This window comes from Asticcacaulis sp. AC466 (assembly GCF_000495815.1).
GTDB lineage: Bacteria > Pseudomonadota > Alphaproteobacteria > Caulobacterales > Caulobacteraceae > Asticcacaulis.
Genome location: NZ_AWGE01000023.1, coordinates 12,570 through 30,835, shown reverse-complemented (window position 1 = coordinate 30,835; position 18,266 = coordinate 12,570). Strand labels below are relative to the sequence as shown.

At 58.9% G+C, this 18,266-nt stretch carries 17 protein-coding genes; 12 read left to right on the top strand and 5 right to left on the bottom strand.

Annotated features, from left to right (window positions below; all coding sequences use genetic code 11):
• The first annotated feature begins 5 nt into the window (after positions 1-5).
• From lptC to ptsN, 6 genes are all read left to right on the top strand, one after another.
• Positions 6-704: an LPS export ABC transporter periplasmic protein LptC gene (gene lptC, locus AEAC466_RS41475; RefSeq protein ID WP_023459892.1), complete on the top strand. Its 699-nt coding sequence runs from the start codon at positions 6-8 to the stop codon at positions 702-704.
• Positions 705-730: 26 nt separating this feature from the next.
• Positions 731-1,279 (top strand): LptA/OstA family protein, encoded by a 549-nt coding sequence (locus tag AEAC466_RS41470; protein WP_031239488.1) that lies wholly within the window; start codon positions 731-733, stop codon positions 1,277-1,279.
• 1 nt (position 1,280) lies between these two features.
• Positions 1,281-2,048, top strand: coding sequence for an LPS export ABC transporter ATP-binding protein (lptB, locus tag AEAC466_RS41465; RefSeq protein WP_023459890.1), 768 nt, complete (start codon positions 1,281-1,283; stop codon positions 2,046-2,048).
• An 83-nt stretch (positions 2,049-2,131) separates the two neighbouring features.
• Positions 2,132-3,667 carry an RNA polymerase factor sigma-54 gene (rpoN, locus tag AEAC466_RS41460; RefSeq protein WP_023459889.1) on the top strand — a complete coding sequence of 512 codons (1,536 nt, stop codon included), beginning with the start codon at positions 2,132-2,134 and terminating at the stop codon, positions 3,665-3,667.
• Positions 3,668-4,236: 569 nt separating this feature from the next.
• Complete coding sequence (gene hpf, locus AEAC466_RS41455) at positions 4,237-4,851, top strand: ribosome hibernation-promoting factor, HPF/YfiA family (protein WP_023459888.1); 615 nt, start codon at positions 4,237-4,239, stop codon at positions 4,849-4,851.
• A 135-nt stretch (positions 4,852-4,986) separates the two neighbouring features.
• Positions 4,987-5,451 carry a PTS IIA-like nitrogen regulatory protein PtsN gene (gene ptsN, locus AEAC466_RS41450; protein ID WP_023459887.1) on the top strand — a complete coding sequence of 155 codons (465 nt, stop codon included), beginning with the start codon at positions 4,987-4,989 and terminating at the stop codon, positions 5,449-5,451.
• Here the strand turns inward: ptsN and AEAC466_RS41445 are convergent.
• From AEAC466_RS41445 to rimO, 4 genes are all read right to left on the bottom strand, one after another.
• Positions 5,448-5,867 carry an Hsp20 family protein gene (locus tag AEAC466_RS41445; protein ID WP_023459886.1) on the bottom strand — a complete coding sequence of 140 codons (420 nt, stop codon included), beginning with the start codon at positions 5,865-5,867 and terminating at the stop codon, positions 5,448-5,450. The genes ptsN and AEAC466_RS41445 overlap by 4 nt on opposite strands.
• 181 nt (positions 5,868-6,048) lie before the next feature.
• Positions 6,049-6,990, bottom strand: a complete 942-nt coding sequence (locus AEAC466_RS41440; RefSeq protein ID WP_052025197.1) for an alpha/beta fold hydrolase — start codon at positions 6,988-6,990, stop codon at positions 6,049-6,051.
• A 293-nt stretch (positions 6,991-7,283) separates the two neighbouring features.
• Positions 7,284-7,820, bottom strand: coding sequence for a DUF2059 domain-containing protein (locus AEAC466_RS41435; protein ID WP_023459884.1), 537 nt, complete (start codon positions 7,818-7,820; stop codon positions 7,284-7,286).
• A 126-nt stretch (positions 7,821-7,946) separates the two neighbouring features.
• On the bottom strand, positions 7,947-9,356 hold the full coding sequence (gene rimO, locus AEAC466_RS41430; protein WP_023459883.1) for a 30S ribosomal protein S12 methylthiotransferase RimO: 1,410 nt from the start codon (positions 9,354-9,356) through the stop codon (positions 7,947-7,949).
• A 225-nt stretch (positions 9,357-9,581) separates the two neighbouring features.
• On the opposite strand from rimO, the gene fsa reads away from it, so the two are divergent.
• From fsa to AEAC466_RS41415, 3 genes are all read left to right on the top strand, one after another.
• Positions 9,582-10,235 carry a fructose-6-phosphate aldolase gene (gene fsa, locus AEAC466_RS41425; protein WP_023459882.1) on the top strand — a complete coding sequence of 218 codons (654 nt, stop codon included), beginning with the start codon at positions 9,582-9,584 and terminating at the stop codon, positions 10,233-10,235.
• A 135-nt stretch (positions 10,236-10,370) separates the two neighbouring features.
• Positions 10,371-10,838 carry a hypothetical protein gene (locus tag AEAC466_RS41420; protein ID WP_023459881.1) on the top strand — a complete coding sequence of 156 codons (468 nt, stop codon included), beginning with the start codon at positions 10,371-10,373 and terminating at the stop codon, positions 10,836-10,838.
• 38 nt (positions 10,839-10,876) lie between these two features.
• On the top strand, positions 10,877-12,088 hold the full coding sequence (locus tag AEAC466_RS41415) for a DUF1624 domain-containing protein (RefSeq protein WP_023459880.1): 1,212 nt from the start codon (positions 10,877-10,879) through the stop codon (positions 12,086-12,088).
• Positions 12,089-12,106: 18 nt separating this feature from the next.
• On the opposite strand, the gene glmM is transcribed toward AEAC466_RS41415, so the two are convergent.
• Positions 12,107-13,456 carry a phosphoglucosamine mutase gene (glmM, locus tag AEAC466_RS41410; protein WP_031239482.1) on the bottom strand — a complete coding sequence of 450 codons (1,350 nt, stop codon included), beginning with the start codon at positions 13,454-13,456 and terminating at the stop codon, positions 12,107-12,109.
• Between the two features lie 552 nt (positions 13,457-14,008).
• Here glmM and glmS point away from each other — a divergent pair.
• From glmS to AEAC466_RS41395, 3 genes are all read left to right on the top strand, one after another.
• Positions 14,009-15,847: a glutamine--fructose-6-phosphate transaminase (isomerizing) gene (glmS, locus tag AEAC466_RS41405; protein ID WP_023459878.1), complete on the top strand. Its 1,839-nt coding sequence runs from the start codon at positions 14,009-14,011 to the stop codon at positions 15,845-15,847.
• Between the two features lie 57 nt (positions 15,848-15,904).
• Positions 15,905-16,819 (top strand): EamA family transporter, encoded by a 915-nt coding sequence (locus tag AEAC466_RS41400; protein ID WP_023459877.1) that lies wholly within the window; start codon positions 15,905-15,907, stop codon positions 16,817-16,819.
• Between the two features lie 235 nt (positions 16,820-17,054).
• A complete protein-coding gene (locus tag AEAC466_RS41395; protein WP_023459875.1) occupies positions 17,055-18,263 on the top strand; it encodes an MFS transporter in 1,209 nt (402 codons plus the stop codon).
• Positions 18,264-18,266: the final 3 nt, after the last annotated feature.

The window sequence follows — 18,266 nt, the reverse complement described above, 5'->3', positions numbered from 1 at the left end:
CAGACATGTCGGATATTCACGCACCGCTTGAGCCCTTAGGCGTCGCCACGCGCATGGACGCGGCGACGGAGGCGGCCGAGCGCCGCGTCCGCCTGTCGCAACAGGTGGCCGCCGTCCGTCGCCGGTCGCGGCTGATCAAGTCATTGCGCAAGCTGTTTCCGGCGGCGATGATTGGCCTGGGGGTTCTCAACCTGGGCTGGATCGCGGTCCAGACCGTGCTCAATTCGATGAATCTGTACGGCGGCAATTCCAACGAAATCCGCATGACCAATCCCCGCTACTATGGTCAGGGCGACAATGGTGACCACTATACGATCAGTGGGTTGGAACTCATCCGAAAGGGTAACAACGCCACGACGGTCACCCTGCGTGCGCCGAATATCGAGTTCAAGGGGGCCGATACCGACAACCCGACGCGGGTGACCGCGGCAAACGGGGTTTACGATCAGAACACCAACCGCATGACCCTGACGGGAAATGTGGTCCTCCAGGCGGGGGAATCGGATTTCGTGCTTAAGACCGAAGAAGCCGTAGCCGATCTGGCGAATTCCACGATCTACGGTAACAAACACGTTGATGGAACGAGTTCGGTGGGTCATATAGAAGGGGAATCCTTTATCATTTCGGATAACGGTAAGCAGCTGACCATGCGGGGTAAGGGCCCCATACAGGTTCATGCGAAAGAGAATCCGGTGCAGAAATGAAAAGGCGCGAAAAGGGACATGCTGCGATGAAAAAGCTTTTGATTTCGGCCGCCGTTCTTGGCCTGAGCCTGGGTGCGGGGATTGTCCTGACCGGCTCGGCCGGCGCGCAGGTGTCGTCTAAGGGCGGGCCGATCATGGCCAGCGGAAATACCATGGCCATCGACCAGAATGCCCGCACCCAGACCTTCGAAGGTCAGGTCGAGGTCTTGCAGGATGACGCCCGCCTGCGCGCCGACAAGGTTGTCGTGACCCGGGCACCCGGTCCCAATGGCGAAGGCATGGGTGAGGTGGTCAACATCGTCGCCACCGGAAATGTTTATTACGTCACGCCCGAAAACACCATGAAGGGCGACCTGGCGGTCTACACCAAGTCGACTGACGAGATGGTCGTGACCGGCGACGTTATCCTGACCCAGGGCCAGAACGTTCTGACCGGCAATCGTGTGGTCAGTGGTGTGTCCAGCGGGGTCACCACCATGGACGCGCATCCGACGGCGGGCAATGCCAAGGGCCGCGTCAAGGCGGTCATCTATCCGGATGACAAGAAGACACCCGCCAAGAAGCCCGCACAATAAGATGATTTCCTTCGAAGACCCCAAGTCGACCATTACGGACGCTGCCCTCAACGAAGGCATTGTCGTCGAAGGCATCGGCAAGACCTATAAGGAACGCGCCGTTGTCAAATCGGTCAGCCTACAGCTGCGACGGGGCGAAGTCGTGGGGTTGCTGGGTCCGAACGGCGCCGGCAAGACGACCTGCTTTTACATGATTACTGGATTGATCGAGGCCGATTACGGCACGATCAAGCTTGACGGACAGGACATCACCCACCAGCCGATGTATCAGCGCGCCCGCATGGGCTTGGGCTATCTGCCGCAGGAAGCCTCGATCTTTCGCGGTATGTCGGTCGAACAGAATATATTGGCGGTTCTGGAACTGAACGAAAAAAATCCGGCGGTGATCAAGGAGGACGCGACGCGTCTGCTTGAAGAGCTGCGTATCACCCATATCCGCCATAGCCCGGCCACCGCCTTGTCCGGTGGGGAGCGCCGCCGCGTCGAAATCGCTCGCGCCCTGGCTGGCAAACCGTCCTTCATGCTGCTCGACGAACCCTTTGCCGGTATCGACCCGCTCGCCATTTCGGATATCCGTGAGGTGGTCAACTACCTGAAGGGTCGCGGCATCGGTATTCTCATCACGGACCACAATGTCCGCGAAACCCTGGACCTGGTTGACCGCGCGTCGATCATCCACTCCGGCGAAGTCCTGTTTGAAGGTACGGCGGAACAGATCACCCATGACCCGGAAGTCAAGCGGGTCTATCTGGGCGAATCTTTTGCCTAAAACGGATGCTTGACCAAAATGGTTAAAGCCAAATTTTAACGATTTCATGCCAGAACTAAGCGCTGAAATTCGTTGGATAAAATATGGCGCTCGGTCAAAGATTAGAACTCAAGCAGGGTCAGGGGCTGGTTATCACGCCCCAGCTGCAGCAGGCGATCAAGCTGCTGCAGCTGTCGAACCTTGAGCTCGAGGCGGTCATTGAAACCGAGCTTGAGCGCAATCCGCTTTTGCAACGTGACGACAGCGACCCCGCACCGGACGGTGCCGCACCGGATGGCGCCGAATCGGAGGCGCCGGTCAAGGACGATTCAGGCGAATCACGCGAACTCGATCTGGGCGACCGCGATGCTATGGCCGCCAATTCCGACCTAGACGCTTCGGCATCCGACGTCTATGGCGACGAAGCGCCGACGGTGCGTGAACGCGAAAGCGTCGTGTCCGATTCGGGCGAAGGCCCTATTGTCGATTGGTCGAAGGCCGGCAAGGGCGGTGGCAGTTTCGATGGCGACGACGAAGGCCTGGAACGCGCGCTCACGCGCGAAAAGACGCTACATGAACACCTGACCGACCAAGCCCTGATTGCCCACTTCAGCGCGCCGGAAATGGCCATTGCCCAGATCCTGATCGATGCCGTTGACGATGCCGGCTATATGCGGGTGCCGTTGGCCGAAATCGCCGACCGTTTGGGCTGCGAACTGACGCTGGTCGAAAAGGTGCTGGCGACCTGCCAGGGTTTCGAGCCGACCGGCATCATGGCCCAAAGCGTGCCGGAATGCCTTAAACTGCAATTGATCGAACGCAATCGTTTCGATCCCGCCATGGCGGCTTTGATTGACAACCTTGAACTCCTCGCCCGCCGTGATCTCGGCGCCCTGCGCAAGGCGTGTGCGGTGGACGACGAAGATCTGTCGGAAATGATCGCCGAACTGAAGTCGCTCAATCCGCGTCCGGGCGCCGCCTTCGATGCCGAACCGAGCCAGACCGTTATTCCCGATGTTTTCGTCCGTGCCGACGCCCAGGGCGGCTGGCGCATCGATCTCAACTCTGACACCTTGCCGCGAGTACTGGTTGATCAAAAGTACCACGCCAAGGTGGCGACATCGGCCCGGTCGGATTCGGAAAAGACCTACCTGAACGAATGCCTGACCCAGGCGAACTGGCTGATCAAGAGCCTGGACCAACGGGCCCGGACCATACTCAAGGTATCTGCGGAAATCGTGCGCCAGCAGGACGCCTTTTTTGTCTATGGTGTGGAATATTTACGTCCGCTGAACCTGAAGACGGTTGCCGACGCGGTCGGTATGCACGAGTCGACGATCAGCCGAGTGACGTCCAACAAATATGTCGCCACACCGCGTGGGGTGTTTGAGCTGAAATTCTTCTTCACCTCGTCGATCGCTTCGAGCGACGGCACATCGGCGCATTCCGCCGAAGCTGTACGCCATAAGATCAAGCATCTGATAGACGGCGAAAAAACGTCGGGCGAAATCTTGTCTGATGACCGTATTGTTGAAATTCTGAAAGAAGCAGGCGTCGATATTGCCCGCCGCACGGTCGCCAAATATCGTGAAGCCCTGCGCATCCCCTCTTCTGTCGAACGCAAGCGCGCGATCAAGTAGCGCGTGTAAAAGCAATCACGGTGTTCTTCGGTTCTTCGCTTCCTATTGAATACAGTCTTTCAGTATGATGGGGTTTGCATAAGGCCGGAAACAGGCATAGAGTTACGAATTATAATTTACATTTATAAAAACAACTAATCTGACTATTGAAATTATATTAAATAACGCCACGATTGCGCACAGTAGATATCCTTTCATATGCCGTATTTGACATGTACAGCCATCTAGGCCGGCCTTTGCAATGATCCGGCACAGGTAGGGCCTGGGCCGCCGTTCAGCGATCAGCCTCATAGTCGGAAATCAGCCGCCAAACTCCGTCGTCACCGTTCTTTACGGGCGGCTGTAAGCTCGTTTTTTTGCCATCATGGCCCGTCGCTTCCGTGACAGACAAACTGTAATTAATCGATATTAATCAAGGGCGCTGCGACATTTCGCCCAACACAATTTCTTGACTGGCCATCGCGGCCAAGAGGCGTACAGTTGGACTGTGCTTACGAGCACCGAGTGCCGCCGACCGCTCCAGGCCGGCGACGGTTCTTTAGTCATTAAGAACGGAGCGACATATCGCTATGCAAATTCAAGTCAGTGGAAAACAAGTTGAAGTCGGTGAAGCGCTGCGTGCGCGTATAGAAACCGAATTGACCTCCGGTATTGCCAAGTATTTCGAACGTGGCGGCGACGCCGAGGTAACGATTTCTAAGCAAGGTCACTTATTCAAGGCGGATTGTTGGGTAAGGTTGGCGTCGGGCCAGACCCTAATTTCCCATGCCTTTGGCGGCGACGCCCACTCGGCTTTCGACGGAACCCTCGACCATATGGAAAAGCGCGTGCGCCGCTATAAGCGCAGGCTGAAACAGCATCACAATGGTACGCCGGTTAAGGAAGAAACGGCGAACGTCACCGTGCTTCGGGCGTTTGATGGTGACGACTCGGCTGAAGTCGAGCTGGACGATGGCATGGACCATGACAGCCCGCCGCATTCGATGATTATCGCCGAGACGGAGCAGGCGCTACGTACCATGACGGTCTCCACCGCGGTGGCTGAAATGGAACTCAGCAACTATCCCGCCATCATGTTTCGCAACGCGGCGCATGGCGGGCTGTCGGTAATATATCGCCGCCCGGACGGTAATATCGGCTGGATCGACCCAGAACGGACCGGCTCAAAAGCTGTGACGCAATAAACCAACACGATTATTGCCAGTGGGAGAGGTGGGTTGACCTTGTCGGCCCACTTCTCTATGGCATCGGGGCACGGACGGCGCAGGCCGGACGGCACAGGGTGCGGATGCGGCCGCAGTGACGACCACGGATCTAATATGTTTCTAACCACCGTGCTTGACCGGCATGCCATTCTCGGCAATGTCAGCGTCAATTCCAAACGCCAGGCGCTCCAGATGGTCGCCGACGTGGCTGCGCGTCAGCTTGGCGTCGATGCGGTTGACGTGCATCAAAAGCTGATTGACCGCGAAAAGCTGGGGTCGACCGGAGTGGGCATGGGCGTGGCCGTGCCGCATGCTGAAATAAAGGGCCTGGACCGGATGCATGGTGTGTTCGTGCGTCTGGAAACGCCGGTGAATTACGATTCGATCGATGATGCGCCGGTCGATCTGATCTTCGCCCTGCTGGCGCCCGAAAACGCCGGCACCGAGCATCTGCGTGCGCTGGCAAAGGTATCCCGGGTTCTGCGTCAAAAGGATTTGCGCGAACAACTGCGCAAGATGGAAAATCCCGACGCCATATATGCCGTTTTGACGGGTATTGCCGATTCGAACGCGGCCTAACCGGTAACCGTGATCGGTATAGTCCTGACATCGTCGATCGGCGTCGGTCGGACAAGATCTATGTGCAGCAGGCCGTAAGCCAGGCTGGCACCACTTACATCCAAACCATCACTCAGTACGAAGGCGCGCGTGAACCCGCGTAACGCTATGCCGCGATGGAGATATTCGCGCTCTGGGGTCTCACCGACCCTATCCTTGATCGCCGAAACGGTCAGGTGTGCACCCTTGACCTCAATGCGCAACTGATCCGCGGTGAAACCCGCAACCGCAATGCTGATACGCAGGTAGTCCGGGCCCAGGTTTTCGACATTGTAGGGTGGATAATTGTCATGGCTTCGCCCTATGCGTTCGATCAGTGATCGCATATCGTCGAAACCCAGCAAATATGGGCTGTCAAAAACCACTGTCCGTGTCATATCACCTGTCCTGAAGCCAAATCAGGATATGGGAGCAAGGCGCCCGTGCTCAAGCCATGAAATGCCCAGGCGGCGAAAAAACAAGCGCTTTCCGAAACCTGTGATGCCCTTTTCGGATAAAAAAGCGCGTAGAGGCAAACACGTAGAGCGCCGATCTGGTTCAGTCAGATCGGGACACGCTCTAAACCTGGCTTTCTAGGAAGGCCATCAGGGCGGCGCGGGCCTGCGGTTCCGTCAGATCCGGCGCATGGCCGACATGGGCGATATCGACGCGAGTGAAATCGTTGCATTGCGAGGCCATTTTTTTGGCTTCCGTGCTGTCGAGGACGTCGGAAGCGCTGCCGCGTATCAGCATCAGCTTGCGATTAGCCGCCAGAGACGCATAGCACGGCGCCAGGTCGTAATGATTGACCGAAAGGGTCATGTCCTTGAAAGCGTCAATAAGGCGCGGATCATAAGCCAGATGCAGAAAACCGTCACGCCCCTTGCGGAACAGGCGATGCGCCATCTTAAGCCAGTCGGCTTGGCTACGGTTAGGAAAGGCCGCTTTGTAGCGTTCCGCGGTGAAAACAGCCGCATTTTGCCAGTCGCGCATCGGCCTGTGCGGTTCGGCGACAAAGGCGGCGATGCGGGCCAGCCCTTTTGGCGACAGTACCGGGCCGACATCGTTGAGCACCGCCGATTTGATCAGGTTTGGACGCAGAGTGGACAAGACCATGGTGACCAGCCCGCCCATCGACGTACCGATGAAGATGGCCTGGCCGATGCCGAAGGCGTCGCATAGCGCCAATACGTCCTTGGCATAGGTCCACAGGTGGTAATTGGTCGCGTCGGGATCGTTTTCCGACAGGCCGCGCCCGCGAAAATCCGGGACGATGACGCGCCGGTCGGCCTGGGCAATCCAGGTGGCGACCTCTTCGAAATCGGCTGAATTGCGCGTCAGGCCGTGCAGGCAGATGACGGGCAGGCGGACCCTGCCCGATGCGGCCGGATAATCGCGCGCGTAATGGCGCAGGCCGTCTTCGCTCATCCACCAGCGATCATGATAGGCCGGCGCCTTGTGGCTTACGATGGTCAGGGCATCGTCCGCCAATCCGGGCACTGTCTTTCTCAGATTGAGCACGCGTCATTTCCGAACAATGGTTTTACAGACGCTAACCCGGATATGTTAACACTCCGTCACGGCCTTGGTCGGTTGAATTTGCGCATGGTCAGGCATCGAGGCTAACCATCGGTAGCCCATGCCGGGCGATAACCAGCTATCCGTCCGGGTGCTGAAGCCAGAGACCCTGCCAGAGACCGGATCGTCATAATGCCGGGCGTAACCGTTGGATCAGGGGCAATTATCACCGCCAACGGTATTCGCCGTTGGCGGTCTTTATGTCTTCGTCCGCTTCTAAATGCGTCGCCGCTTGCCTACTTTGCCGGTGCCGTTTGTTCCGAGCAGAGCCCCTTGTCACAAAGACCCTTTTGAATATCTTTCATCATGTCCGGCATGAGGCTCGACATGGCCGGCATGAATTCCTGCATGACTTGCGGCAGCTTTTTGAGAACAGCCTGACCGTTCGGGCTTTCGTAGAAGACGACCATGCTGTTGAGTTCTTCCTCCGTGAATACCTTCGCATAGGCCTTGAACATCTCATCCTTCATACGCGGCGTATATTTAGCCGTGACGCTGACGGTGACCTGGGTCACATCCTGCACCTGCTGATCCGTAATTTTGGGGTTGGACTGACGCAGGGATTGAAACATTGCCGGCATCATCTGCTCATACATCTTCTTCATCATGCCGTCGAAATCCATCGCTTGATCGAGGCGCTTTAGAAGCGCCAGCTTCGCCGGGGAAATGTCGGAAGACGCCGCAGCCGCTGTTACGGGCTCGGCATTGGATGTTGCGACACCGGTAAATGCCAAGGTCAAGGCTATGACGGAAGAACAGAATAGTTTGCGCAATGGAGGCCCCTATTTAAGTGCGTGACTGGTTTTTCAGCGGGGACAACGTAAACCCATTTGGCAGGGATATCCAGACTCGCCTTAAAGCTGTTGTGTCAAAGTTCGAACGCGCACGAAAAGCTTATCTTACCTGCGGGTGATCAGGGTATGCATACGGCGTGGCGTAGCGCCTGGCACGCGGTTGAGCTTGATCAGCCCTTCCGGCTCGCCCCACAGATCATAGGCGTCGGCACGGGTGACCTTGGCGCGGGCGAAGTCGCCGGCTTTCAGGCCGGTGAAGCCTTTCAGGAAGATATGACCGTCGATCTCCGGCGCATCGCCCCTGGTCCGGGCTATGGCTGTGCCGTCGTTGCGGATATCGTCGACCAGCACGTCCTGAACTGTACCGACCTTGCTGGCCAGCTTCTGGGCGGAGATACGCGAGGCCACGGCCATGAACCGCGCCAACCGGTCCTGCTTGACCTCTTCTGGCACGTGATCGGGCAAGAGGGCGGCGGCCGCGCCTTCGACGTTTTCGTAGGCGAAGGCGCCGACGCGATCGATCTGTGCGGCTTCCAGCCAGTCCAGCAACAGGTTGAAATCGGCCTCGGTTTCGCCGGGGAAGCCGACCACGAAGGTTGAGCGCAAGGTCAGGTCGGGGCAGATTTCGCGCCAGCTTTCGATGCGCTGCAAGGTCTTGTCCTGATTGCCGGGACGCTTCATCGCCTTGAGGATTTTCGGGCTGGCGTGCTGGAAGGGTATATCCAAGTAAGGCAGGATCTTGCCTTCGGCCATGAGCGGTATGACCGCATTCACATGGGGATACGGGTAGACATAGTGCATGCGTACCCAGATGCCGAGTTCCCCCAGGCCGCGCGACAGGTCTTCGAACGAAGCATCCCACATCTGGCCGCGCCATTCCGATTGGGCATAGCGGATATCAAGGCCATAGGCGGAGGTGTCCTGGCTGACGACCAGCAATTCCTTCACACCGGACTTGGCCAGGATTTCGGCTTCACGCAGCACCTCGGTGACCGGCCGCGAGGCCAGATCCCCGCGTAAGGAAGGAATGATGCAGAATGAGCAGCGATGGTCGCAGCCTTCGGAAATCTTCAGATAGGCATAGTGTTTTGGTGTCAGGCGCACACCGGCGCTGTCCTCGGGCACCAGGGCGCGGAACGGATCGGGCTTGGGCGGCACGATATTGTGCACGGCGTCCATGACCGCCTCGTATTGATGCGCGCCCGTGACGGCGGCGACATTGGGAAAGCGCGAGCGGATCAACGCCTCTTCGCCGCCCATGCAACCGGTGACCACCACCTTGCCATTTTCCGCCAGGGCCTCACCGATGGCGTTGAGGCTCTCTTCCTTGGCGGAATCCAGGAAGCCACAGGTATTGACGACGATGACGTCAGCGCCGGCATAGGAGGCGGAGGTGTCGTAACCTTCGCCTTTCAGCCGGGTCAGGATACGTTCGGAATCGACCAGCGCCTTGGGACAGCCCAGCGACACGAAACCCACCTTCGGGGCTTCCGATTTCAAGACAGCATCACTCATATGGACAAACTTGGGCTGGAGCGCCGCCCGACATAGGGTGAACCCATTTCGGATAAGACGCGTAAAAAACAGTATATGGCAAAATCTCGGGGGTTACTTCGCGACGTTTTTGCTATATGCGCTCCCCATACAGAATTATCCCGCCGGTTGGAAGCCTATTCCCGACATTACGACAGTCGGGCACAGTCGGGAAATCCCAACCCGCAAGCCCTGAAAGACCTCTCCATGCTGCTTTTTGCCGATACCGCCGACACCAAGATCCTTGCCGAACTGCTGGAAACCGGCCTGATTGACGGCGTTACCACCAACCCTACGCTGATCGCGAAGTCGGGCCGCAACATCCTCGAAGTCATCAAGGAAATCTGTGACATGTGCGAAGGTCCGATCTCGGCCGAGGTCGCCGCCACGGATGCCGCCACGATGATCAAGGAAGGCGAAAAGCTGGCCAAGATTGCTACCAACGTGGTCATCAAGGTGCCGTTGACCATTGACGGTCTGAAGGCGACCAAGGAGTTTTCGTCGCAGGGCCTGATGACCAACGTCACCCTGTGCTTCTCGGCCACCCAGGCCCTGTTGGCCGCCAAGGCGGGCGCCACCTACATCTCGCCGTTTGTCGGCCGTCTTGACGATCAGGGCGCCGATGGTATGCAACTGATCCACGACATTCGCGCTGTCTACGACAACTACGATTTCGATACCGAAATCCTGGCGGCCTCCCTGCGCAACAATACCCATGTGGCGCAAGCTGCCATCGCCGGTGCCGACTGCGCCACCCTGCCGCCGCAAACCTTCCGCGACATGTTCAAGCACCCCCTGACCGACAAGGGCCTGGAAACCTTCCTGTCCGACTGGAAGAGCACCGGCCAAAGCATCCTGTAAGGCGAGGCCACGCAAGCGTGGCATAAAAATTAAGGCCGGAGACCCTCGCGTCTCCGGCCTTTTTGTCGCGGTCTTTAAGCGGCGTTAACCGCCTTTTGTCATCTGGCGGTAAGGCTGTCTCGCTATGTTTGCGATGTGAAGGCGGAACCCATCCACATATCGTTTCATACGCCCGGCGTTGTTCGCTGGGGTTTGTCCGCCTTTGGGCTTGTCTTGATTGGCTTTGCGGGCAAGGATTTGCTGCGCGCCCTATGGCCGATGTCCGCTTTTACACCTGTGTTTGCCTTGCTGATGGGAACCGGCGTTGCGGCGGGCGTGGGCCTTATCGTTGCATCGCAGTGCGGCCCCGATGAGCGATGGCGGATTGCCGACGGCCGCCTGACAATCGTGCGGTCCTTGGGTCAGTTTCGCTCTGAGGTCGCCTATACGACGCGCGCCATTTTCGCCATTCACATCGACATCGTCGATAAGGACAGCGGGCCCGACGCCTATCGTCTGGTCGTCGTGCTCAACAGCGGGAAGCGCCTGAATTCTCCTAATTTCGTGACCTTGGCGCGCGCGGAGGCGGCACGCGATCGTCTTCTTGCCAACAGCCCGCAATAGGATAAGCTGACGCCGTTATCCTGTGGGGGAGGCGTGAGATGGCCGAAGAGTCCGATGCCGAAGGAACCACTGACGGTCCGCTGACAGAGGCGGAGCGTCCGCACCGGCTGGAGATGATCGACCTGTTGCGCGGGGCGGTGATCATGCTCATGGTCCTCGATCACACCCGCGATTTCTTCCATCGCGATAGTTTCCTTTTCGATCCCCTCGACCTTGAAAATACGACGCCGGTCCTGTTCTTCACCCGCTGGATCACCCATTTGTGCGCGCCGACCTTTACGTTTTTGGCGGGTGTATCGATTTGCCTGCAAAAGGCCAGGGGTAAGACCGGATGGGCCCTGTCGCGCTTCCTTTTTACACGCGGCCTATGGCTGGTTGTCCTGGAACTGACGGTCGTCAGTTTTGGCTTTAATTTCGGCTATCCGTTCTTTTTTCTGCAGATCATCTTCGCCATCGGAATCGGCATGATGCTGATGTCCGTCCTGCACTTCCTGCCCGGGCACTCCGTGCTGACCTTGGGTATCGCCATCATTGCCGGTCACGACCTTTTTGCGGGCGTGGATGTGAAAGGGCTTCCGCTGGGCGGTCAGCTTTTCTGGCATCTGACGATGCAACCGGGCGGGCTGGGCGCGTTCCCTGGCTTTATCGCCTATCCCGTCATTCCATGGCTGGGCATCCTGTGCCTCGGTTACGGTCTTGGCCCCGTTTTCAATCAGGAAGAACTGGCGCGCCGCCGGGCGGTGACCTTGCTGGCGGCCGGTATGCTTGCCCTCTTTCTTATTCTGCGGCTGCCAAACCTCTATGGCGATTCCAATCTATGGGAATGGCAGAAGAGTCCGGTTCTGATGGCCTTGGATATTCTCGACCTGTCCAAATATCCGCCGTCCTTGGATTACACGCTGGTTACGCTCGGCGTGGCCATGTGCCTGATGCTGGCCCTGACTCATTTGCCGAAGGTTTTGCAGGCACCCTTCCTGGCCTTCGGGCGGACCCCTTTGTTGACCTATCTCATCCACGTCTATCTGGTGCATGGGGGCGCGTTGCTGCTGGGGCTGACCATGGGCATTCCGGCGGCGGATTTCGCCGACTTCCTGTCTAATCCCGGCAAATTGGCACAAGCGGGTTGGGGCCTAAGCCTGCCCGAGGTATATGGCATCTGGCTGATGATCCTGGTCGCGCTTTATCCTGTCTCGCGCGCCTTCGCCACCTATCGGGCCAAACATCGCCGGTGGTGGACCAGCTATCTATAAGCCCTGGTAAGTCGAAGCTTAGCTGCCCGACATGGCTTCGACGATCTGGTTGACCACGGTCTCGACCTGGGCGGCGTCATCTCCTTCGGCCATCACGCGGATCAGCGGTTCCGTGCCTGAGGGGCGCACCAGAAGACGGCCGGAGCCCTTCAGGGCCTCTTCGCCGTCGCGGATCGCCTGTTGTACGGCGGGGCGGTTGAGTGGACTTTCGCCTGTATATTTCACATTCTTGAGCAGTTGCGGCACAGTATCGAACTGTTTGCCCAGAATGCTCATGGGTTTGCCGGACTCGACCAGCACGGCCAGAACCTGTAGCGCGGCCATAAGGCCGTCGCCGGTGGTGGCATGATCGTGCAGGATGACGTGGCCAGACTGTTCGCCCCCGAGGTTGAAGCCGCCTTCCTTCATCTTTTCCATGACGTAGCGGTCGCCGACCTTGGCGCGTTCCAAGGTCAGGCCTTGTTGCGCCATGAAGCGTTCCAGCCCGAGATTGGACATGACGGTGGCGACCAGGCCGCCACCCTTCAGCAGGCCGCGCCGCGCCCAGTTGGCGGCGATGATGGCCATGATCTGGTCCCCATCGACGATAACGCCATGCTCATCGCAGATCACGACACGATCAGCGTCGCCGTCCAGCGCAATGCCGATATCGGCGCGCAGTTCCTTGACCTTCTGCGCCATGGCCTGAGGCTGGGTAGAGCCGCATTTTTCGTTGATATTGACGCCATCGGGAGTGACGCCGATCGGAAAAACTTCCGCGCCCAGTTCGTACAGAGCCAGCGGCGCCACCTTGTAGGCGGCGCCGTTGGCGCAATCGAGCACGATCCGCAAGCCATTGAGCGTCAGGTTGCGCGGGAAGGTGGCCTTGGCAATTTCGACATAGCGCCATTGGGCATCGTCAACGCGTTGAACCCGGCCGAGCTTCTGCGGCTCTGCCACGCCGAGCAGGATGTTGCCATCCATGCGGGCTTCGATGGCCAGTTCGACCTCATCGGACAATTTGTACCCGTCCGGGCCGAACAGCTTTATGCCGTTGTCGGAAAACGCATTGTGCGAAGCGGAAATCATGACGCCCAGGTCGGCGCGCATCGATCGCGTCATCATGGCGACGCCAGGGGTGGGCAGGGGACCGAACAAGCGCACATCCATGCCGACGCTGGTGAAGCCGGCCACCAGGGCGGGTTCAATCATGTAGCCCGACAGGCGGGTGTCTTTGCCGATAACCACCAGATGGCGGCGGTCGGTATCGGACATGAACATCTTTCCCGCCGCCATGCCGACACGGTAGGCGACTTCGGCGGTCATGGGGAAGGAGTTGGCGCGGCCGCGTATGCCGTCCGTGCCGAAATATTTGCGAGTCTGGCTCATGGCGGTCATATGAGTGGCCATTTCTTCGTTTCTGTTGCGGATAGGATTGTAGCCATACAGCGACATTGCTTGTCGGTAGCTGGCGATTTTTTGGGTGACGAGGGCAATGAAGGCGGCCTCAAGCTTATCAACCGTTTCGGCGCGCGGCGCCTTGGTGGAGCCGTTTAAGGCGCGGAAGACGCTACTTTGGGCGATGGACGCTGCTTCGGCAACGTCCTTTATCGAAATGCCAGACGTGGCGACCGCGTCTTGCAGCTTTTCCCACTTGCCTTCACTCATGCTCATTTCCTCAATTACGGGGTGTAAGGTAGGTGAGGACGGTAAAAAATGCAATAATTTAATTGCAATAATGTTCACACCTAGGCTTACCGGACGATTTTAAGCGCCGATTGAGGCTTTAGCGCAAATTTGGCGCAATTTTGGGGGCGATTGCCATAATTTTGACAGCCTAAAGCCTCACCGTTATCGGTAGTAATTAGTAGCAATTTAAAAACAGTCGTGCTATTTAAAAATTGCACTTCTCAGGTGCCAGACAAAAGGACATGTTGGCTTATGTGCGGAATTATTGGGATTATCGGCAATTCACCCGTGGCGCCGCGCTTGCTGGAAAGCCTGCGCCGTCTGGAATATCGCGGCTATGATTCGGCCGGTATCGCCGTTGAGACGCTGACGGGTGCGCAGCGCCGCCGGGCGGCCGGCAAGATTCGCAACCTGGAAGCCGTCATTGCCGAGGCGCCGATCGCCGGAACCACCGGCATAGGCCATACCCGTTGGGCGACCCATGGCGCGCCGACGGTCGCCAACGCGCACCCTCACCACTATGGCAAGGTTACCCTGGTCCATAACGGCATCATCGAAAACTACGCGGAACTGAAAGCGGCGATGATCGCAGACGGCGAAATTTTCGAATCCGACACCGATACCGAAGTCATCGCCCACCTGCTCGATGGTGCGCTGAAGTCCGGCTTGAAAATGCAAGACGCGTTCAAATCCGTTCTCGATCGCCTCAATGGCGCCTACGCCCTGGCGATTCTGGTGGATGGTGAGCACGACACCTTGCTTGGCGCCCGTCGCGGATCGCCGTTGGTGATCGGTTGGAGCGACGACGAAATGTATCTGGGATCGGACGCGCTGGCTGTCGGCCCCTTCACGCAGCGCGTCACCTATCTGGAAGAGGGCGACTGGGTCGTGCTCAAAAAAGATTCGGCCGAGGTTCGCGACTTCAAAGGCTTCCTGGTCAATCGTCCGATAACCCTCGTTTCCGCCTCTGCCGCCATCGTTGAAAAGGGCAGCTACCGTCACTTCATGGAAAAGGAAGTGCATGAACAGCCGGAAAGCTGCCAACGCACATTGAGCGCCTATCTCGACCCGGTGGCGGGCGGCGTGCGCGAAGATATCAAGGCTGGCGTCGATTTCGCCGCCGTGACGCGTCTCCAGATCATCGCCTGCGGTACGGCCTATTATGCCGGCTCCATCGCCAGGTACGCGTTCGAGAAATTGGCGGGACTACCGGTCGATGTCGAGGTGGCTTCCGAATTCCGCTATCGCACGCCCGCCGTTACGCCGGGAACACTGGCCATCGCCGTTTCGCAATCGGGTGAAACCGCCGATACCCTGGCGGCGCTACGCTGGTGCAAGGATCAGGGTTTGAAAACCGCCGCCCTGGTCAATGTCCATTCGTCCACCATGGCGCGCGAGGCCGACATCCTGTGGCCGACCCATGCCGGTCCGGAAATCGGCGTTGCCTCGACCAAGGCCTTCACCGCGCAACTGTCCGCCCTGTTGTCTCTGGTTGTCTGCGCCGCCCGCCAGCGCGGCCGTATCACCACGCATGACGAGGCTCACCTGGTCCAAACCCTCCTGGGTGCGCCCGGCCTGATCGCCGAAGCGCTCGGTATGGATAGCGAGATCACGCGGATCGCCTACGATCTCAGCAAGGCGCGCGATGTCATCTATCTGGGCCGGGGAGAAATGTATCCGCTGGCATTGGAAGGTGCGCTAAAACTTAAGGAAATCAGCTATATCCACGCCGAAGGCTATGCCGCCGGAGAATTGAAGCATGGTCCGATCGCGCTGATTGATGAAAAGACGCCGGTGGTGGTAATCGCGCCGGACGACGATCTGTTCGAAAAGACAGCGTCGAATGTTCAGGAAGTCGCGGCGCGCGGTGGGCGGGTGATCATGATAACCGATGCGCCGGGCAAGGTACCGACGCTGTCGGGTGACGCTGCCAAGTCGCTGAAGGTCATTCAGGCGCCGGTCTGTGATCCCTTCATCGCCGCCCTGGTCTATTCGGTGCCGATTCAACTGCTGGCCTACCACACCGCGGTTCAAAAAGGCACCGACGTCGATCAGCCGCGCAACCTCGCCAAATCGGTCACCGTCGAATAGGTCCAATCGGGCGGATGCAGGCTTGCCATATTTTATGGCGGCCTGTATCCCGCCGCTATGAATTCCCGATATGTAAAAGGCTGCGGCCTCGCCCTGATGTCCGCCCTGTTGTGGGGCGTGTCGGGCGTGTGCGGTCAGTTCCTGTTTGCCCAGCGCGGCGTCAACACGGAATGGCTGGTGACGACCCGCATGTTGGCGGCGGCGGTACTGATGCTGGGCTTTGTCGCGGTTCGGGCGCCGGGTGAGCTTTTTGCTGTGTGGAAAGACCGTAAGGATGCCTTGCGCATGCTGGTGTTCGGCGTTTTCGGCATGCTGGCGGTCCAATACACCTATTTTGCTGCCATTAATGCCTCAAATGCCGCGACGGCGACCATCCTGCAATATACCGGTCCGGCGCTGATTGTCGGCTGGTTCGCGTTGAAAGAACGGCGCTTGCCGCGACTGGCCGAATGGCTGGGGGTGGCGATGGCGGTGGCCGGCACGGTTTTCCTGGTGACGCATGGCCGTTTCGGCAGCCTGTCCATATCGCAGATGGCGCTGGTCTGGGGTCTTGGGTCCGCTGTGGCGCTCGCCTTTTATTCCATCCAACCGCTGAGCCTGATGCACCGTTACGCCCCGCCCGTTGTCATCGGATGGGGGATGCTGATCGGGGGCGTATTGCTCAGCCTTGTTCGGCCGCCCTGGGCGATTGCCGGCACATGGGATGTGGCGACAATCGGCGCCTATGCCTTTGTCATCGTTTTTGGCACGCTGGTGCCCTTCTATGCCTACCTGACCGCGGTAAAGATCATCGGGCCGCAAACGGGCAGTCTCCTGGCCTGTGCCGAACCGCTGTCGGCCGCTATCATTTCGGTCCTGTGGTTAGGCACGCGCTTTGGGCCGTTCGACTGGTTGGGCACGGCGCTGATCCTGGGCACAGTCGTCATGCTTACCCTGGGCAAACCTGCGGAGACGTCGCCGAAAATCGAGTAGCTATTTCCGCGTGGCCGTCATGTCCGGACCGCCTTGGTGCAGGATGAATCTCTTCGGGTGATACCATAGCGAAACCGGCACCGGTTCATAGTTGCCGACATCACGGTCGCTGCGCTGCAACAAAAAGTGAGCGTCCGTGTCTCGTAACTATCAAGAAATACCTATAAGCGGCCACGCTCACGTGTGTTTTGCGGTATGTCGGTTCAGGGCTTGCCGCCTGTTCGGAGACCTGAACATGGAAAGCTGCCTTCCCGTCACGATTATCGATGAGGCGCAAAAGCCTGCCCAAAGACCGGGTGTCGTCCTGTTTGCCCTGGCCATGGGCAGTTTCGCCATCGGCACGACCGAATTCGCCACCATGAGCCTTCTGCCCTATTTCTCGAAGGACCTGCGCGTCGACGAAGCCACAGCGAGCCATGTCATCAGCGCCTATGCCCTGGGGGTGGTGGTTGGCGCGCCGGCTATTGCCGTTTTGGCGGCGCGCCTGTCGCGTAAATTCCTCTTGATCGCCCTGATGCTGGTCTTCGGCATCGCCAACGGCCTGAGCGCCCTGGCGCCCGACTATCACTGGATGCTGTTTTTCCGCTTTCTGAGCGGCCTGCCGCACGGCGCCTATTTCGGTGTAGCGGCCCTTGTCGGCGCGTCCCTGGTGCCGGTCGATAAACGCGCCTCCGCCGTAGCGCGGATCATGCTGGGCCTGACCATCGCCACGGTGATCGGCGTGCCCGCCGCCAACTGGATGGGACAGGTCCTGGGCTGGCGTGCCGGTTTCGCTCTGGTGGCGGCGCTGGCCGCCCTGACCATGGCGCTGGTCTGGACCTTTACCCCAAAGCAGGCGCGCGACCCGGACGCCAGCCCGCTGCGTGAACTCGGCGCGTTGAAACGCGGCCAGGTGTGGTTGACCTTGGGTATCGGCGCGATCGGCTTTGGCGGTATGTTTGCCGTCTATACCTATGTTGCCTCGACTCTTTTGACCGTAACGCAGGTTTCTCCGGGCTTCGTTCCGGTGATCCTGTGTATCTTTGGCCTTGGCATGACCGCTGGCACCCTGTTTTGTGGCTGGGCTGCGGACAAGGCGCAGATGCCGGCCATAGGTCTATGCCTTGTGTGGAGCGCCCTGTGGCTGGCTGTCTACCCCCTTGCCGCCCACAACATATGGGCCGTCAGCGCGGTGGTGTTCATGATCGGTGGCGGAGGCGGCCTGGGCATCATGTTGCAGACCCGCCTGATGGACGTGGCAGGCGATGCCCAGACCCTGGCCGCGGCGCTCAATCACTCGGCGTTCAATTTCGCCAATGCGCTGGGGCCGTTCCTGGCGGGACTGGTCATCGCCCGTGGCGCGGCGTTCAATGATACGGGATTTGTCGGCGTGCTGCTGGCGCTCGGCGGCTTGCTGATCTGGTTCGTGGCGGTCCTGGACAATCGCCGCCGCGCCCCGCGTTAGGAA

Bases quoted from the DNA above. Each gene is read 5' to 3' on its own strand.
- AEAC466_RS41470 (WP_031239488.1), top strand. From the start codon at position 731: ATGAAAAAGCTTTTGATTTCGGCCGCCGTTCTTGGCCTGAGCCTGGGT.
- hpf (WP_023459888.1), top strand. From the start codon at position 4,237: ATGCAAATTCAAGTCAGTGGAAAACAAGTTGAAGTCGGTGAAGCGCTG.
- lptB (WP_023459890.1), top strand. From the start codon at position 1,281: ATGATTTCCTTCGAAGACCCCAAGTCGACCATTACGGACGCTGCCCTC.
- rimO (WP_023459883.1), bottom strand. From the start codon at position 9,356: ATGAGTGATGCTGTCTTGAAATCGGAAGCCCCGAAGGTGGGTTTCGTG.
- lptC (WP_023459892.1), top strand. From the start codon at position 6: ATGTCGGATATTCACGCACCGCTTGAGCCCTTAGGCGTCGCCACGCGC.
- AEAC466_RS41445 (WP_023459886.1), bottom strand. From the start codon at position 5,867: ATGACACGGACAGTGGTTTTTGACAGCCCATATTTGCTGGGTTTCGAC.
- fsa (WP_023459882.1), top strand. From the start codon at position 9,582: ATGCTGCTTTTTGCCGATACCGCCGACACCAAGATCCTTGCCGAACTG.
- AEAC466_RS41415 (WP_023459880.1), top strand. From the start codon at position 10,877: ATGGCCGAAGAGTCCGATGCCGAAGGAACCACTGACGGTCCGCTGACA.
- AEAC466_RS41395 (WP_023459875.1), top strand. From the start codon at position 17,055: ATGGAAAGCTGCCTTCCCGTCACGATTATCGATGAGGCGCAAAAGCCT.
- rpoN (WP_023459889.1), top strand. From the start codon at position 2,132: ATGGCGCTCGGTCAAAGATTAGAACTCAAGCAGGGTCAGGGGCTGGTT.
- ptsN (WP_023459887.1), top strand. From the start codon at position 4,987: ATGTTTCTAACCACCGTGCTTGACCGGCATGCCATTCTCGGCAATGTC.
- glmM (WP_031239482.1), bottom strand. From the start codon at position 13,456: ATGAGCCAGACTCGCAAATATTTCGGCACGGACGGCATACGCGGCCGC.
- AEAC466_RS41400 (WP_023459877.1), top strand. From the start codon at position 15,905: ATGAATTCCCGATATGTAAAAGGCTGCGGCCTCGCCCTGATGTCCGCC.
- glmS (WP_023459878.1), top strand. From the start codon at position 14,009: ATGTGCGGAATTATTGGGATTATCGGCAATTCACCCGTGGCGCCGCGC.